This window comes from Sodalis-like endosymbiont of Proechinophthirus fluctus (genome assembly GCF_001602625.1).
Classification (GTDB): domain Bacteria; phylum Pseudomonadota; class Gammaproteobacteria; order Enterobacterales; family Enterobacteriaceae.
This window is the reverse complement of the sequence record NZ_LECR01000086.1, coordinates 23,181-40,193: the sequence shown is the minus strand read 5'-3', so window position 1 is coordinate 40,193 and position 17,013 is coordinate 23,181. Positions and strand designations below refer to the sequence as shown.

Below are 17,013 nucleotides of genomic sequence, written 5' to 3'. Positions count from 1 at the left end.
TATTTTTCAGTAAGAAATTGTATCATTTTTCCTTTGTGTCAGAACATCTGAACCGGAGGATAAAACAAGCCGGTTCGGTTATCGAGGGATTAAAACGGGTAGTCATGGTATTCCTATCTGGCGGGAAGACGATGCGCGACGCGTTGTGCAGCATTTTGACGTAACCATTTTAAGCCTCTTCTGAGAAGCAGATCATGGGAAACAATATACTCAGGCCAGCTTTAACGACGCTAAAGCAATCAAAAATCGGTACCGCGATGCAGCGTAACCCATCCTCCTGCTCCTCTTTATCTTCGTCGAACCCCTGTGCGCGCACCCGCTACAGCTCCCGCAACAGAGCCTCTCGGCTGGCGACGGCAAGGAACGTCAGAACGTCTCTCGCCTCTGAGATGTTTCGCTAGGCCAGTAGCACCTTGCCAAGAGCGGTACTGTAAAGCGGGGTTACGGTAGCCGACGTTCGAATACATGCGTAAGTTGCCGTCGGACTTGCTGCGTATCCTGCTATTTTCCTTGTCTATATGTGCATCCATTTTATCTGCGAACTATATTTCGCCGTACGGAGGTTGCAAAGGGCCTGTTGCTTACGCCATGGCCGCTGGCGACCATGGTTTTGCCCTGCTGGCCAGCAGGGCTGTGCATGATCCAGGCCCGACCCCAGCAGGTGGTGGGAAAATAAATTCGACGCATCAGGCGCAGAAGGGTTGACGGAGTCAAAAAAAGAACCCCATGCTGTAAGGGAATCCTTCAGTGGCCGGACGCGGCGCGTCCGGGGTGATATCACCCGTTACTGGACAGCTATAAATCTTACCGTTTCGACCACGATGGTTTAAAGCATCGCCACTTCCCCGTCTGGCATCTCGGCTGGTTAAAAACATTACCGGCTCCCGGCCGATGCTCGGCAGTTTACAGGCCACTATCGCGAGGGGCGCTTATCCGGAAAACGGCGTCGACGGCGCGTCTTATTTCAGATAGGTGCCAGAACGCAGTGCTTCAATTCGTTTATCCAGCGGGGGATGGGACATGAACAGTTCACTGAACGTCTTGTTGCGGCCATTGATGCAAAATGCCATCATGCTACTGGCTTCCTGAGGCTCATTACTGGTTTTTAGTTGCTGAAGCGCCGCAATCATTTTCTCACGCCCCACTAGCCTGGCCGAACCGGCATCGGCGTGGAATTCGCGGTGTCGTGAGAACCACAGGGTGATGATGCTCGCCAGTACCCCGAACATCAATTCCAGCACCATGGAGACGGCGAAATAGACCATCGGGTTACCATTACCACTTTCATCCTCGTCGCGATCCGACGTGAACCCTGCCGCCAGCTGCGCCAGAATACGTGAGACGAAAATAACGAATGTGTTCACTACGCCCTGGATGAGGGTCATAGTCACCATATCGCCATTGGCGATATGGCTGATTTCGTGCGCGATGACCGCTTCGGCCTCGTCTCGGTTCATATTCTGCAGCAGGCCTGTGCTGACAGCCACCAGCGAGGCATCACGCTGGTAGCCGGTAGCGAATGCATTGATATCGGACGCGTTATAAAGCGCTACCTGCGGCATGGCGATATTGACCTGCTGTGCCTGCTGGCGGACGGTATTGAGCAGCCAGCGTTCGGTTTCATTGCGGGGCTGTTCAATCACTTCCCCGCAGACCGAGCGCAGTGCCATGGATTTTGACATTAACAGCGAAACGAAGGCTCCGCCGAAACCAAACAGCCCGGCCATAATCATTAATCCTGCAGCACTAGAGGACTGGATCCCGGTGAGACTCAGTACAATACCGAACACTACCATCACCGCCAGGTTAGTGAGCAGGAAAAGAGCTATACGCATCATAAAATGTCAGGATCCTCCGAAATAATCACCCTTATTGCGTAACGTTAATCTAGGGTCTTGGCGGCGTTTTTCAAGCATTACAACGCCGATAAGTCGCTAAAAAGACATAACTTTACATTTTGTTAAACTTGTCTTGTCCGTCCATGGAACGCAGCGAAAAAGCGCCAGTTGAAGCTCCTTATGACGTTGCTACCCCGTCGGCGGGGCGACTGGCCTTAGGCATGGGCGAGATCCAGTGCAATTTGCACTGTTTCATCCAGATAGGGATCCGGCTCTTTATAATCCTTGGGGATAGACTCCAAATTCTTCACTGGTTTCTTACCCTGACGTACCAACCGCTCGTTCGTGCGCTGTAGGCGGACAGCATCATCCTCTTGGTTCTCCTTCTCCCGCTGGGCGAGATTTAGGGAAACCCAATTGCGTTTTTCCTTCATGGCATGGAAACGCGTGATATCCTGTTGGATATATTGGAATTCAGGATCTTTTGCGACGCGCGCCTTATGCGCTTTAAGTAGTTCGGCTGAGAACGGCTTCAAATTGCCGGCCTTGGTATAGGTGGCCGCGTTGATGCTATCCCAGGGTAGAGCATTATCTTCAAATTTTTCGCCGGTTTCGCCGGTTTCGGTGCCGGTGGGCATGATGATATCCGGTACCACGCCTTTACGCTGCGTGCTGCCACCGTTAACCCGGTAAAATTTCTGGATAGTGTATTGGACAGAACCCAGCGCTGGCCATTCCGGACGCAGAATCTGATCATAGATACGGTTCAGTGAACGGTATTGCTGTACTGTGCCTTTACCAAAGGTCGGCTCTCCGACCACCAGCGCCCGGCCGTAATCCTGCATCGCCGCGGAAAAGATCTCCGCTGCGGAGGCGCTGAACCTGTCGACCAGCACCACTAACGGCCCTTTATAATAGACAATACCGTCGCTGTCGCTTTCCTCGCGGATTTTACCGTTGTTATAGCGCACCTGAACGACCGGCCCGCTGGGGATAAACAACCCCGATAGCGATACAGCTTCAGTCAGCGCACCGCCGCCGTTGGCACGCAAATCGATAATGACGCATTGCACGTTCTGTTTTTCCAGCTTTTGCAGTTGTACCTTAACATCATCGGTCATGCCCACATAAAAACCGGGAATATCCAAAATGCCTACTTTTTCCTTACCAATAGTTTTCACCGACATTTTAACTGCCCGATCCTCAAGCCGGATACGCTCGCGGATAAAGGTGACTATACAGGTTTTGGTGCCCTTGCCGGCGGGCAATATTTCCAGGCGCACTTTGCTGCCCTTCGGTCCTTTTATCAGCGACACCACGTCATCCAGCCGCCAGCCGATAACATCCACCATCGGTTTTCCGGTCTGGCCCACACCCACCACACGGTCGCCCACGGTAATCACTTTGCTTTTCGCCGCTGGACTGCCCGGTAACAGTGAGTTTATCACCGTGTAATCATCATCCATTTGCAACACCGTGCCGATGCCTTCTAGCGACAGACTCATCTCTGTATTGAATTGCTCGGTATTGCGTGGGGAAAGGTAATTAGTGTGCGGATCGATTTCATGGGCGAAAGCGTTCATGATCAGCTGGAAAACGTCTTCGCTATTGCTTTGCACCAGGCGCCGGATGGCGAACTGATAGCGCTTGGTCAAAATGTCGCGGATCTCTTTCTCGTCTTTGCCGGTGAGCTTGAGATTCAGAGTATCATACTTCACCTTTGCATCCCATAGCGCGTCAAGCTCAGCGGTAGTCTTGGGCCAGGGGGATTTTCTGCGGTCGATTTCGATAGCGCCATTACCGTTGAAATCCATCGGTTTTGCCAACTGCGCCAACGCATACTGATAAAGCTCAAACCGGCGCTTTTTCGCTAGGTTGTACATTGCGTACGGCAAATCCAGTTTACCGCTCTTGAGCTCATTGGCCAGCTGGAATTTTCGGGCGGCGAACTGTGCAATATCTGACGCCAGTAGCACATTGTGACTGTAGTCGAGCATATTAAGGTAACGATCGAAAATTTTTCCGGCGAAGGCCTCATCTAGATCGAACTGGCGATAGTGCGACCGCGTAAAACGAGCGCTGACCCGCTGGCCCACCGTCTGCTGCTGTGCTTCTTCTTTCAACTCCGGGATCTGATCAAAGCGGGTGATGTCGTCTTTAGCCATCGCCCCACTACCCGCCAGCAGTGCCCACACCATCATGGTGACTCTGACAAATGTGTTCATGCCTTGGTCTGCCTCCTCCGTATCAGAACTGCAGGTGTTCTACGTTTACTATCAAAGCTATCCCAGAATAGAGCTGCACTTGTACCCTTTCTTTGGCGATTTCTATGACGGTTGCGTCCATGGGATTTTACCCACTTTGACTTGATAGTCTGGCCGATTTGCAACGTGGAAATATCGGTGACAGGCACAGTTTTGACGACCGGTGTTGTCTGCCTGAGATAGACGCTGGACATTCTTGTTTAGAACGGGGTTTGCGAAGAGTGACAGTGTCACTTTTTGTAGGCTGTTTTCGCGTTTCTTCGTCGCCTGCTGGGCGGAGTATTGAAGTTGAACGCAAGCTTTGGCTTTCTCTAGTTGTTTGCGCGCATGTTCAATATGCTGAGTTTCCAGCTCGTCGCATGAATTACTATAGAAATCAACGTGATGATCGCCAATATTTATCTCATAAAGGTAACACCAGCTTAAAGTATAAAGGCGCAATGCGGAACGCAATTGCGCCTTGCTGATATTGTCTTCGCCCTGAACCCGTTCGACTAGATCCTGAAAAATACTTATCTTAAGTGGCCTACCTTTACCTTTGGCCGTGAAACAGAGCAGAAAACGCTCCGCCAGAAAGGCAATGATTTCTTTGTTGCTGTTCAACTTATGTTGATTTTCCATGAATTCTCCTGATTACAACGAGTTTGCCAACCAGCACGGGCAAGAATAGGAGTCATTATAATGACGTCATCGGAAAATACCACGTTATATATATATCATTATCAAGTATTAGTGATAAATTTGCGAATACTGGCGGTTCCAAACTGCTGGCAGAGGTAATCACCACCACCTTCAATTCATTTTCATCATTCTGATCGAAGCGTTGATAAATCGTGCTATCTATATCCAACAAAACCCCACTACGCGTTCATCTATTATATAGGCAATACGATTTCCACTTTACTGGCGGTGTCGTAGGCAGTATAGCCTGGGAAAGCATGCATATTGCCGATACACTAAATCCGGTTTTCCGCTGCCGTTCACGCAGGCAATATTGCTATGAAAGGATCAAAGCACAAGTATATCATCCTTGAGTAAATAAAAACCGGTCCAGTTCACCCCTTCCAGACGTTCATAATATAAGGCGCTGGCGTTGGCTAACGCAGCGATAAAATGCGTTTCGCCATCAAGTAGTGCCGACATATAATACAATAATTATTAGTAAAATTATTTTTTATTAATTATAAAAATTAAATGAGCTAATCTTTGTGTTAGCAGACGACACACCAGCCTCTATAAAATAAGTAATGAATGCCCAAAGCCACAAGATTAATCCGTTATGACTTCACAAAGTTTCGTGTGCGGGTATGTTGGCCCGGCCATATAAGCGTTGCGGCGGCGGTTTATTATAAGCCTGATAAAGGAAAGGCGGCATGGGCATGCAGGGTAAAAAATGAGATATGAGGGAGAGGCGAGGCATAAATGCCGCACAATGAAAATAATCGCGATTCATGATGCCTTTCTGTATCTTTATTGGAAGCTGGTCAATGCTGGATTTGTTTATTATCTCAATTACCTTATCTCTAGTGGATAGGGTTCAGTTGCTCGCCTTTACACCGGAGACCGGCCAGCTTTTATTTTGACTCCGCCGTAATTTTGACAATTCTTGCTGTCGAGTAGTTGAATATCCGTTTGCTATGGGACGCACATGCCACACATCAATTATACTGATTAATGCGATCGTCCGAACCAAGCTTTATATTTCGCCTTTCTGGCTATTACCGTTTATTGCCATGCTAATTGCCGGCTAACTAGTCTACAGCATACTGCAAGAGTGTGGTGCCACGGTGACGATTGATTTCGTCTCCGCCGATATCACCGTCGCCGGGCGCGCGCCGGTACGTTACGTTATGCGCACGCCGATACATTATGGTCAGCACCGTGTAAAATATTAAGCTCAATGACGACTTGCACACCATCAAGGTCGAGGCCCTAGCATCAAAAGCAATACGTGTGACGCGCTGCGCGAAGGGACGCAATTTTGGCTGGGACCCGCATTATAATGACGACCCCGCAGCTGTCGATGACCAAACCTGATTTCAGTGGCCTGCTGGCAGGTTCTACGATGGAGATGATTCCCAGTAACGGAGAGCAGCACTGTAACTTCCTTACAGTTGCCTAGGGAAAATCTTCACCTTAAGCGTGCTGCAAAGCCATGGCATCGACGCTGGGCAGAAAGGGATATAGGTAGATCACCGCGTGGCAGCTTACGAGGAATAGGATCGTTTTCAGCGCTACTGTGAAGCCGGAGTTCGCCGACGCTATTCATCAAGACACCAAGTCTGTCGTTAAGCCGGGTGGATGTCAAATTCTACCTAGACGGTGTACGGGTGTTAAGCACCAGTGCGAGTGGCTGGACGGCGGCGTATAAGTGATATCAGGTGTAAAGGGACCGGCGCAAAGCCATTACCCGCTGTACAGCAATCGCGAAATGACCGAACAAGGTATCTAGGGGACAAGCTCAACGCCACGTTGATGCTGACCTCCTCCAATCTAACCGACATCCAGACTGGTTCGATATTGCTTTACTGCAAATTTCAAGTAGTGAGATTGTAGACGTGCGGCTCACGCTGCAAGACTTTAAAGTCGATGTTTACATCCCAACCCAAATACTATATTTGTTGAGCGACAAAAGCGTGTTCTATACCACGAAGGTGGCGAGCATCCCCGGGTATAAATTAACGGCAGCGGCCTGACTGTTCAGGCCTCGCCGCTGAACCGTGCCTTGAAGTGGCGGTGAGTTTCGATAATTTCGACGGCGGCGCGTAAGCTCTATGGTTAGGGAAACGCCAGGCGGGCGGTGGGCAGCCAAATTGTACTGCGCATCTACGACTCTAGTAAGCTCTCCCCGGCATAACCTATCCGCTATCTGCGCATCGACGTCGACCAGATATGGAGACATTAAAGCTCTCCCCTGCAATAATCTGGTGCTGGCGCAGCCGGTGTTGTATACCCCTGAATACGTGCAGACGTTTGCCCGCAATGGCACGCGGTTTTCGGTGGTGATGCTGGAAATCTCCACCGCCGGGGTAAACCATCTGGAAGCGCTTCTGCAACCGTATCAGGCAAAGGGGCAAAGGGGCAAAGGTAGGATTTGGCTTTTCGTGCTGCTTACGCTATATACCGCAATAGCTCTTTACCGAGGAGTACACCTTGTCTCACCTCACAGCATAAGAGGCCCATTCATGACCAAGATGACAGTACAAATCAGCAGTTTTGCCGTTGACGATGCCACTATTTCCTCTAGTGATAACCAAAGGGTCCAGAATATCGTCAGTATTCCGCGTAAATTCGAGCCTGATCTGTGTTGCAGCTCGATGGTTGGTATGAACAGACCGGTATCCCGGCATTTCTAGACAAGAAAGAACACATCTTGTTTCGCCAGCATTACGATCATGAAAATGATACCTGGACAGGAGACTACTACTATTTTACCGTCCGTTTCCCCTTTTTAATTAACCGCACGGCGAGCCAGACACCGCCTAAAGGTGTCAGTTAAGCGTCAGGTAGAGGCATAGGGGGTAAGCGTGGTCAGGTGAACGCCAGGAAAATCAGCTGGCAGAAGAGGAATTAAAACACGTAACAATACGAATGAAGGTAGGGAAATAATAAAGCCATCACGGCGTTTGCGCGACCCATCTCTGTATAGTTGCCGCTGCGCCGATAGCTCGCATAATCGGAACGATATTCACCCGTGTTAAATCCTGCGCAGTATGAACGCGCTATGTACGAATCGCCCAGGAATCTCCTAAAGACAAAATTTAATCTCCTTGATAAAATGAGTAGTGTACATTGTTTAATGGAGCGCATTTTCCTAGACCCTCTACCTACACAGAATATTCCTTTTATCAGCGTCTCGAAATAGTTAAATTATAGTAAATGAAATTCTACTAGAGGTGTTCACTTTTTATTATTCGCACCTATCATCCTGTATATTAATACTTAATAAGTTATCCATCAATTTTAAGACAAATCTTATTCACTCATTCTAATTAAATTAATTAGAGTGATTTTTCAGCGAAGATAATTGAATATCATTGTCATCTTTATGATAAGAGAAAAATGTTATCCAGTGTTCATCGCTGAAATGAGCAGTATAGACCAAAGATATGCCGAGGGCATAAGATACTATCTTAGAAAGGACTTCTACTGCATTTCATCGTTAAAATATTTAATTGAGTTAAGCTATACCACTGTATTTTATGTTCTTGTATTTTATGTTCTGTGACATTTATTCTAAAGAAGAATAGTAAAAACAATTACCCCAATAGCTTATATTATCATTGAAGACCACTGAGGGTGGTTAAGAAACAGGCGCCCGTTACCCGCTTATCACTGTGGCGTTTTTCTGCCGTTATAATGACCCGTGAAAATCTTTCTGTACCCTATCTACTTAGGGTTGTCATTGCAATGTTAGAGCCATAGCGCTGTTCTGATGATCTAGATGTCACTGTGAGGCAAGATCATTATTTCTAGGGTTACAGCGCAAATTCCTGATGACTCATCGTGGCGTCGTTCTTGCTGAGAGATACTATACTATGATAAACTATCATCTCGCAAATGTATCAACAAAAAAGCGATGGCGTAGAATCATCGAGATTAACTTATGTTTCCTTAGAGGATTTATCAACACCATAATCATAATGGACGAGTGATTCATGAAGATGAAAATTGCGACATGCCTATTGACGATAGTGCTGAATAAATGTTCGTTACCGGATCATAGGTAAGTGGAAGGAAAGAATTCAAACCTCTGGGTTGTTTATGATATTCACTAGCTCTGCACTCTGATTATAGGGATTACCCACCTCTTTAGATACTGAATGCCATGTAAAATTACCTTCGGGTAATGCCGCGCCACGAACAATTTCCTATGCTCGTTCTGATGTCGTATCCCTGCTTAACCATTCTCTCAAAGTGTTGGCGTTGATAACTAGAGGACGGCAGTCATGGATATTAATCATCCCCTTATCGCTCAAGGCAGTGACAATAACGAAACCTTCTCTATCAAGTTCTATATCGTAAGTGTGCCTTGCTAATCACTGTGAAAAATAACGGATACTTTTATGGTAGACAAAGTAAATCTGTTTCTCATCGCCACCTTTATTACATTCATACCAGCCGTCAGACGAGATAATAGCACTGTCTTGTTCCATAAGGACGTAAACATACGCCCTATAGTAGCAGTCTCGCCATGGGCATATTGATAGTTGGTGGTTTATCCCACTAGTCGGAGTAGTAGCTCAAGAAAACCGGGTCAAGGTATATTTAATCTTCACATTCGTTAAGAATGTAGCACTTTTATACCGGGGCGACACTGTAATACCCGATCGTCTCAGGGTCATAGACCATTTCTCCCTAGGAGATGTTAATGGTCTCTACATATTCTTCTCAGCTGTTAAATTGAGCAGAACTACCACACATAAATTATTATTAATTTATAATTAAATTAATGAGTAACTATGCTTAAATAATCTATCTTTTTCTTCAATCTTGACGTAATTACATAATGTATTAACATTATAATAAAGCGGTTAACTATAAATTTCATGCTATACTGATAGATAAAATAGGTATATATATTAGATATTATAGCATCATTATCTCGGTCATTTTTATAGTTCTTTAATTTTTTACTGAATATTTTACCGAGACAAGATACTGAGGAATGGAAATCAATAAGAACAGAGATGTTAGTCTCTTATATATCGTATCACCTGACGAAAAAGGAACTTTATCCATGAATGGATTTATTAACCAGAAATGCTTACCGATGTGGGAATCTTAGCACATGGAGTTAAATTACAAATGAGAAATCACTGTGTACTATTTCCTATATCGATAGGAAAATGATTATGTAATAGAAATAAAAATATAATTATCATGATATATCACTAACAACGATATTATCGATAAGGACGTAGGAGATGAAAGATAAAATAAAAGATAATACCAATAAACTAAGTATTAAAATATGACAAGGAAACCAGTCGGACCTTGACCTATCCTCAATCAATAATCCCTAAGATAACGGTGGAATTAACGATGCCATCAAAAATCCTATTGATGACAAAACGCGTTTAAAAACGTACCGGTTTCATTAAGTGAAAAGTAACTAAAATTAAATAATCCTACGTTCGCTGGCTTGTTGTAGTATAAAAAATATCTATTAACAGCCAAAAATATTTTTAGCCAGTATAGCGCAATCATATATTTACCTAAACTAATGAAAGCATACAGTATGGAGAAGACCGCTGCGCAGGGAGGAGAAAAGTCGTTAAAAAGAAAATTTCTGGAAAAAATTTCCTTTCTGTAATATATAAAACTCCACAGGGACGAGGTTGATGTTATACAAAATTAATGACGATAATGTTTGTGCATTTTAATAATGACGTGTAGAAATGCATCCGCCCTATCCCACATTTTTTCTTCACAGGTAAATACTATTGGTATGATTAGCATAATAGTGTAGGATATTTCTTCGAGTTGACGATTATGCTGAAAATGCAGCCCCTTGCGTCACAGTATAGATTTATACTTCCTTCGATCAATAATATTGATAGATAATCTAATATCCCAATTTTATAGACTCAATGCCTATCATTATATATATTAACCATCATATGATTATCTACATTTTTTCATGAGGCCTAGCCAAACTTGGTACACAACACTAATCATACCAACCATAATATTTATCTCATTGATGGAGAATCACTACCTATTTAATTATAAGAATGTAATATTTACACTCGAGAATAAATATATGACCTTTTCATTTTCCTCCTAAGATTAAACATCTTAGTAAAAAATATCATTCATGGAATAGAAATCCTTATTATCATAAAGTCTATTAACTATAAAATTAATTAAAAATTTTCCAATGATAGAAATATCTAATATATCTTAGAGTGTTAATGACTCACATTTCAGAATAATGTATTTGAGTAATACCTATTGTAATATTTTATTATTCCTAAAGGGTAAGATTTTGAAGGTCTCCATGATGATGAATTTCCTTGCTCTCGGGCATTATAAACGGAAGAGCTCCAGACGCATGATAGGAAGGATAAGACAGCCCTGGGACGCTAAGATTATTTCTATTTCTAATTTCGGTAGATATGCCATACTTTATCCATGCTATTAGGCTAAATTTTATATATAATAACTATAGGGTAGTACTAGAAAATATATATTATAACAAACCGTTACAGTTCAACTGTATTTAATATTTCTTCAACGGTCTACTTCCTTCCACCATCGAAGTTAATTCGCAGTTTAATATTATTACTGATAGAGAATTTGAGATTATATTTTATAAAAATATTATCCACAAAATAGATTGCGCATAAATTTTACTTCTATCATATAACAATTGATAACAGATTGCTATGGATTTATGAGAAGATAGAAAATAGTTCACTGAGCGGACTGATTGAGTATTATTACAATATATTTTGTAATAGTTTTGTTACAAACAGATTACTAAAATATGGATTATATTTTTTCTGGTAATAACCATGACTAAATTAATATACTGCTATCCCTCCTACTCAATGCGGACTATTCTACTTAACTACTAGAAATATCATCGATATTTTCCGATCCGTCAGTTACTCGATATGCGGGCTCAGCTTTACAGGCTCATACCAGTTATTGAATCTCTCTATTTCAGCATACAACTAAACACAGAACCACTTCTGAATAGATAGTTGCAATGCTTTATGTATTTATTGCTACAATTATTATCTTGGTAATTTAATGTTAATATTCTATATTATTGTGGATATATATCCTATATCTATACCAAAGACAAAAAATGTAATTTTTACTCTTGTTAGATTTAAAGTATAAAGCAGTTCAAATTATAGAGGTGATAGCTTATGGACAGCGAAACAGTCATAGGAAAATCAGGATTAATATTAGAATTTCTCAGTAATATAACGATTCGATCATTAATCGAACGAATAATTGGCGATGCTATAGGGTATAAAAGACAAGAAATCTCGTCACGTGTATATGAATGATGCATGCAAGAATTTCTTAGGTATCCATGAAAAATTTAGTTACGAGGAAAGGACTGATAAAGAATTTCCCTATCTTTAGGAAATCATTGATCCTGAATTCAATACTTAGGATAGGAAATCAGATATAATTTCAAATGACACTGAAATTATGTCTACAACATACTACGGTAGAAATTATGAAATTATACCATACTATTCACAAAAAATATTCTATAAAAATAGCTCTGGTAATATTTTTAGTATAATTTACTATGCAATACAGTTTTCTTATATCTCTATTGACGATTTATTAATAATCTAAAAATTTCTAGGTTGACTTTGAATTCTTAATTATCTTTCTTTACAGAAAGATAATTAAGATAATTTTACTCCATTAGAATAATTTTTTCTAAAGAAAAAGTATTTAGGTTATCTATTACTCATAGAACAGTAGAGAAATATTGCTAATAATTTATAAAAAGATTAACGTCAATTTAGCAAGAGGACTTATAGAATATTATTCTAATGTATGATTAAATAATTAAATATAAAAACTTCTCAGAGAAGGTGTAAACTTTTTTCTGGTAATGACCATGAGAAATATAATATACTGCTAGCCCCTCTTTTCATTAATATCATGCCATCACTATTAAATATATATATTATTATCAATAATCTTCGCCCGAGCGTCGTTTATGAGGTTGATCCTCTAAAAAGAGGTCCTTGATCCATACAAAAATAGCCGTATTCTCTCGCATACTATTCTTTCTCTCACGTGGCTGCATTTATTAATAAATTTATCCATTCCACGTATGCATCCCTAGCCGCTGCCTTAGCCGAAAGCTAGAGTCTGAACGGCGTGTTATTCTCAACCTCATGATAAATAATGTTAAAAGCTATAACTATTATACCTCTTTCGCTTCAGGAAATATAAATCTGATTCGCCGTTTTCATGAATATAAAAGGCAAGATGATACTGCTAAAAATTACGATGCTACAAAACCATTACGATGATAGAATAGTCTCTTGTTTTTCGCGTTTAAAAATATGCTTTGATTTTTTGGCTCTGCTCTATACGGTTTTCGTATAAATATCGCGACTTTTTTCAAAAAAATTACTATAAATCAATAGGTAAAAAGATAGAATACGATTCCTATATTCGATCCAGGGAAATGTCTCTTAGGGAGAAAGCCCGTGCGCTAAAAGTTAGCATTTTTGACTGAAATACAGAGATATAGAGCGAATATCCTGTTTTTTCACTGCTGATATATAAATTCAAGTATATTCTGTCGTCAAATTTTAACTTTTTATAACATATATACCTCAATTTATTAACCTTTGTACTTTGGCGATTCATTCCCAACTACCGCCGTTAGATTAGAGTACGGTTTTTTCTACGCAGGGCTGTGTTGAGAGCGCTCGACAAAAGGCACGATACTCGTTTCCTGCCCTGGCCGGTCGGGGTCATCCAGCAAAATAGTTTTTTCGGGCTGTGCCCGGACATAGCCTTCTTTTCATTGCTGCTCAGCTTATTCGTTCAACAGGTATTGCATTAACGTACTCATATTCAGGGCATACAGCGCGTGATCCGGGCGGTATATGAGGGCTAAACTTCTTCTTTGTTGAGTGCCCACCGTATACTGTATTAGAATTTTCTTAAGGTGATAATCTCCATAACACCGCTGTAGTAGTGTTATGCCAGCAGCATGAAAGACAACAACCGATCGTTTTTTCATGATAAAACTGCTCTTAGCATAACTTATCCGTAACCGTGACTTATTGGGGTAAAATATCGTAAATACTCTGACTAACAACAGCACTAGTGCGTACACCTGTGCGGCAATACCTTGCATTGAAATTAGTGGCTTTAGCGCGGGCAAATAATAATGGCTGCGGCGGATGAATTCGAGGACAATACGCCCGTCCACCTCGATGATACAGGGGTAAACGGGAGAAATCATCAGCAGAATATGGCTCTTACATCGTGGTATCGACACTGTTATCACTATTCATTTTCTTGAGATCCTGATCGATAAAGAAAAGGCCGCTGGCTTCGGTATTTACCAGCGCCAGCTTGTCGAGGATTGACCTGAACATCTTTTCTTCCTCGTGCTGCTCGGCGACATACCATTGTAGGAAGTGGAATGTGGAATAATCCTGCAGCGTCATGGCAACATGGGCCAGCTCGTTGATCTTCTGCGTGATCATCTGCTCATGTTTGTAGGCGAGTTTAATCAGCTCGGCCAAGGAAGAAAACCCAACCGGCGGCGCTTCAATAGCACTCAGTACCGGCATAGTGCCGGTGTCATTGAGATAATCGAACAAGCGGTGCATGTGATCCATCTCTTTTCCAGACTGAGTTTTGAAAAACTGACTAGTACCCTCTAACCCTTTGTCATTAGACCATGCGCTCATTTGCAAATAGAGATTGGCGGAAAAGAATTCGAGATTTAATTGTTTATTTAGCTTGCTGGTCATTTCTTTTTTTAACATTGGCTGGCGTCCTTATGGGATGTGTAGGTGATTTATTTCCGTTATTATGCCAACATCACGAAAAAAAAACAGACTTATTACTAAATAAAATTACAATTTAAATATGCTATAATTCAATAGCATGCAATAGTCATCCTATTTCATACCAGGGAGTGATAACTATTCCTCTCTTGGAATTGATTGAGATTATTATTTGTATTCTTAATTAAGAATTATTTCCCGCACCGAATTATATAGCGTAGCCGAAGATTACCGAATCAAAAGAGAAACGATTATTATTCACTACTGCTATCCGGTAGCTTGCAAACTACCGCCGCCTGTTTTATTTTGAATGCCGGACCGCCATGAACCGGGAGAAGTCAATATGATGTACAATTTAGCCACCCTTGACGAGTCTACGCGCGATAAAATAAACGTCGACCTGGCGGCATCAGCCGTAGTGTTCAAAGAACGCTATAACATGCCAGTGGTAGCCGAACAGGTAGAGCGGGAGCAACCCGTGCCATTGCGCGGTTATTTCCGAACCCGCGTAACCTTCTACCGTCAGGCTTCACTCAATTTCTCCCGCCTCCCCTACGAACCACGAAAATAGTCCTCCGCAAGGAAAGGGCTGCGCGCCCTTGTGCGACAATGTGTTGTCTTATCGCCGTCTATTACCCGGGGTTGCCCCATCGCCTATGTGCTGGATTTGCGTTGCTGAAGGCGACATAATGTTATGCTGCGTTTTGCAGACTATCCCGGCGGCCGTAAGGGATTTTCTTTCTCTTTTGGCATGAAATAGCACGAGTTGTATTGCCAACGACCGACAATCGGCAGTTAATAAACCCAGCATTTCCTGTCTGCAACTGAGAGATTATTATGAGTAAAAAGGAATGGATCGTAAAAAAAGATACCAAGAAAAAACCGTTGAAAACGCCAGAAGAAAAGTATGCCGCAAAGCGCGACAATAAGGCGCCTGTCGATATTGTGTAATGCCTCGCCGCTTCCTTTCCTAACAACCCTCCCCCTCACAGCAGGTTTTTTATTGCCGCTTAAGGCATCATATATATAGCGACTTTGCCAAAGCAGTACCTATTATTATGACATTTCGTGTGATTGATACCGAGAGGCCTACGGCCTTGACGCAGGGATCGTGGAAATCGCCTCGCTGGACTTCAGCGATACGGGCATCAGCAATATCATGATCGATCTGGTTAATCTAGGATGCCCTATTGGCCTGGACGCGATGGCTATCCACACCATATCACCAAAGAGATGGTGTGGATAAGCCGCGCATCGCATGCCTTAGCTGCTGGCCAACATATACGATTTATCCGCCGACCTGCATTACAAGCCTTAACTATCATCTCTCAGGAGCGGACAGCGAAAAACATCGCCATACCGAGGGACAACAAACAGAGGAATGAACCTGTGCAGTGCAGCATTCCCACAGTTAGGCTAACTCCGTAGAGGCGGGCTGCTGAGGGCTTTCGTCAGCGCCAGAATAAAAGTATATTCTATAGATACCCATTCATAGCCCTTAAAGTGACTGGATTTGCTGCTGTGGTCAGAATCCATATCAGCTTACAGCAATAGCAGATGATCGTCGGTTTTCAATTCACGCAGTTTAGCGATCCACTTCCATTCCCCGGCTCCTAATACTGCGCCTGCGAATCATGTAGGTCAGTGGTGACCAGCAGATGGGGATAATCCCTTGTCATAGGGACTGTATTACAGAATGTAACGATAGAGGGCTTCATCCTGCGGATTTCTCCGCTCCCCGTATATTCACTGGTGGTCAGAGCAGAGGGATGCATTAGCAGTATTCACCACATCCACGAAGGGTACCGGCTCTACCGCCTATGGCGAAGACTTGTTCGGCATCGCCATACTCTTGACGTAACAGTTCGCGGCTGATGTTGATGAAATAGTATAACGTATTTATATTATTTAGTAATTTTCCGTCCTCGTACCACTCTTACCCAGGCTTGCTGCCGCCACGTATGTGTGTCAAGACAAAGACGAAGCCGCAATCCAGCAAACTCAGCTGACTCGCGCTGTAGTCCGGATTAATATTACTGCCCTAGGCCGTAGCCGTAAACCAGCAGTGGATTGCTACCAGGCTTGAGCAAATCCTTGCGGTAAACCAGCGACACCAGTACCTCAACACCGTCTCGGGCGGTGATTCAGAGATATTCTCTGCGAAATAGTCTGCTTGAAAGTTTTTTACCTGCGTCTCGTCTACTTGAGCAGCTTGCGTTCGCTGGTGTCCAATTCCATCTCGAATAACCTCGTTGGCGTCGTCATAGAGGAGTAACGGCACCGCATCTGCGCTCTTTTCGGATCGGAGTTGTACGCCACAGCCAAGTAACATAGGTGTGTCATCAAACGTGATACCCCTTTCTTCGCCAGTCTACTAACTGATTTGGCTAG

The 17,013-nt window shown here is 43.2% G+C and carries 5 protein-coding genes and 8 pseudogenes; 5 read left to right on the top strand and 8 right to left on the bottom strand.

Going from position 1 to position 17,013, the window contains the following annotated elements; translation table 11 throughout:
• Window positions 1-89: 89 nt before the first annotated feature.
• Window positions 90-476 (bottom strand): annotated as a pseudogene (locus BG74_RS20905) (IclR family transcriptional regulator domain-containing protein); the annotation flags it as partial.
• Between BG74_RS20905 and BG74_RS14250 the strand changes: the two are divergent.
• Window positions 475-613 (top strand): annotated as a pseudogene (locus tag BG74_RS14250) (MFS transporter); the annotation flags it as partial. The pseudogenes BG74_RS20905 and BG74_RS14250 sit on opposite strands and share 2 nt — an antisense overlap.
• A 346-nt stretch (window positions 614-959) precedes the next feature.
• Here the strand turns inward: BG74_RS14250 and htpX are convergent.
• The 4 genes and pseudogenes from htpX to BG74_RS14245 form a co-directional block, all read right to left on the bottom strand.
• Entirely contained in the window at window positions 960-1,838 is an 879-nt protein-coding gene (gene htpX / locus BG74_RS08440; protein WP_066597814.1) for a protease HtpX, read from the bottom strand.
• Window positions 1,839-2,053: 215 nt separating this feature from the next.
• On the bottom strand, window positions 2,054-4,063 hold the full coding sequence (prc, locus tag BG74_RS08435; protein ID WP_066597812.1) for a carboxy terminal-processing peptidase: 2,010 nt from the start codon (window positions 4,061-4,063) through the stop codon (window positions 2,054-2,056).
• Between the two features lie 22 nt (window positions 4,064-4,085).
• Window positions 4,086-4,723 (bottom strand): annotated as a pseudogene (gene proQ, locus BG74_RS08430) (RNA chaperone ProQ).
• A gap of 55 nt (window positions 4,724-4,778) precedes the next feature.
• Window positions 4,779-5,245 (bottom strand): annotated as a pseudogene (locus BG74_RS14245) (GAF domain-containing protein).
• A 326-nt stretch (window positions 5,246-5,571) separates the two neighbouring features.
• Here BG74_RS14245 and BG74_RS11625 point away from each other — a divergent pair.
• From BG74_RS11625 to BG74_RS20895, 3 pseudogenes are all read left to right on the top strand, one after another.
• Window positions 5,572-5,722 (top strand): annotated as a pseudogene (locus BG74_RS11625) (paraquat-inducible protein A); the annotation flags it as partial.
• Window positions 5,723-5,739: 17 nt separating this feature from the next.
• Window positions 5,740-6,090: pseudogene (locus BG74_RS20900) on the top strand (MCE family protein); the annotation flags it as partial.
• 786 nt (window positions 6,091-6,876) lie between these two features.
• Window positions 6,877-7,601, top strand: a pseudogene (locus BG74_RS20895) (DUF1480 family protein).
• A gap of 5,901 nt (window positions 7,602-13,502) precedes the next feature.
• Here BG74_RS20895 and BG74_RS19220 read toward each other — a convergent pair.
• Complete coding sequence (locus tag BG74_RS19220; RefSeq protein WP_305809591.1) at window positions 13,503-13,583, bottom strand: hypothetical protein; 81 nt, start codon at window positions 13,581-13,583, stop codon at window positions 13,503-13,505.
• Between the two features lie 502 nt (window positions 13,584-14,085).
• On the bottom strand, window positions 14,086-14,601 hold the full coding sequence (ftnA, locus tag BG74_RS08410) for a non-heme ferritin (RefSeq protein ID WP_066597803.1): 516 nt from the start codon (window positions 14,599-14,601) through the stop codon (window positions 14,086-14,088).
• Window positions 14,602-14,965: 364 nt separating this feature from the next.
• On the opposite strand from ftnA, the gene BG74_RS08405 reads away from it, so the two are divergent.
• Window positions 14,966-15,193 (top strand): DNA polymerase III subunit theta, encoded by a 228-nt coding sequence (locus tag BG74_RS08405; protein ID WP_066597801.1) that lies wholly within the window; start codon window positions 14,966-14,968, stop codon window positions 15,191-15,193.
• An 845-nt stretch (window positions 15,194-16,038) separates the two neighbouring features.
• On the opposite strand, the pseudogene BG74_RS20890 reads toward BG74_RS08405, so the two are convergent.
• Window positions 16,039-17,013: pseudogene (locus BG74_RS20890) on the bottom strand (prolyl oligopeptidase family serine peptidase); the annotation flags it as partial.

Coding starts and splice junctions, on each gene's coding strand:
- prc (WP_066597812.1), bottom strand. CDS start 4,063: ATGAACACATTTGTCAGAGTCACCATGATGGTGTGGGCACTGCTGGCG.
- ftnA (WP_066597803.1), bottom strand. CDS start 14,601: ATGTTAAAAAAAGAAATGACCAGCAAGCTAAATAAACAATTAAATCTC.
- htpX (WP_066597814.1), bottom strand. CDS start 1,838: ATGATGCGTATAGCTCTTTTCCTGCTCACTAACCTGGCGGTGATGGTA.
- BG74_RS08405 (WP_066597801.1), top strand. CDS start 14,966: ATGATGTACAATTTAGCCACCCTTGACGAGTCTACGCGCGATAAAATA.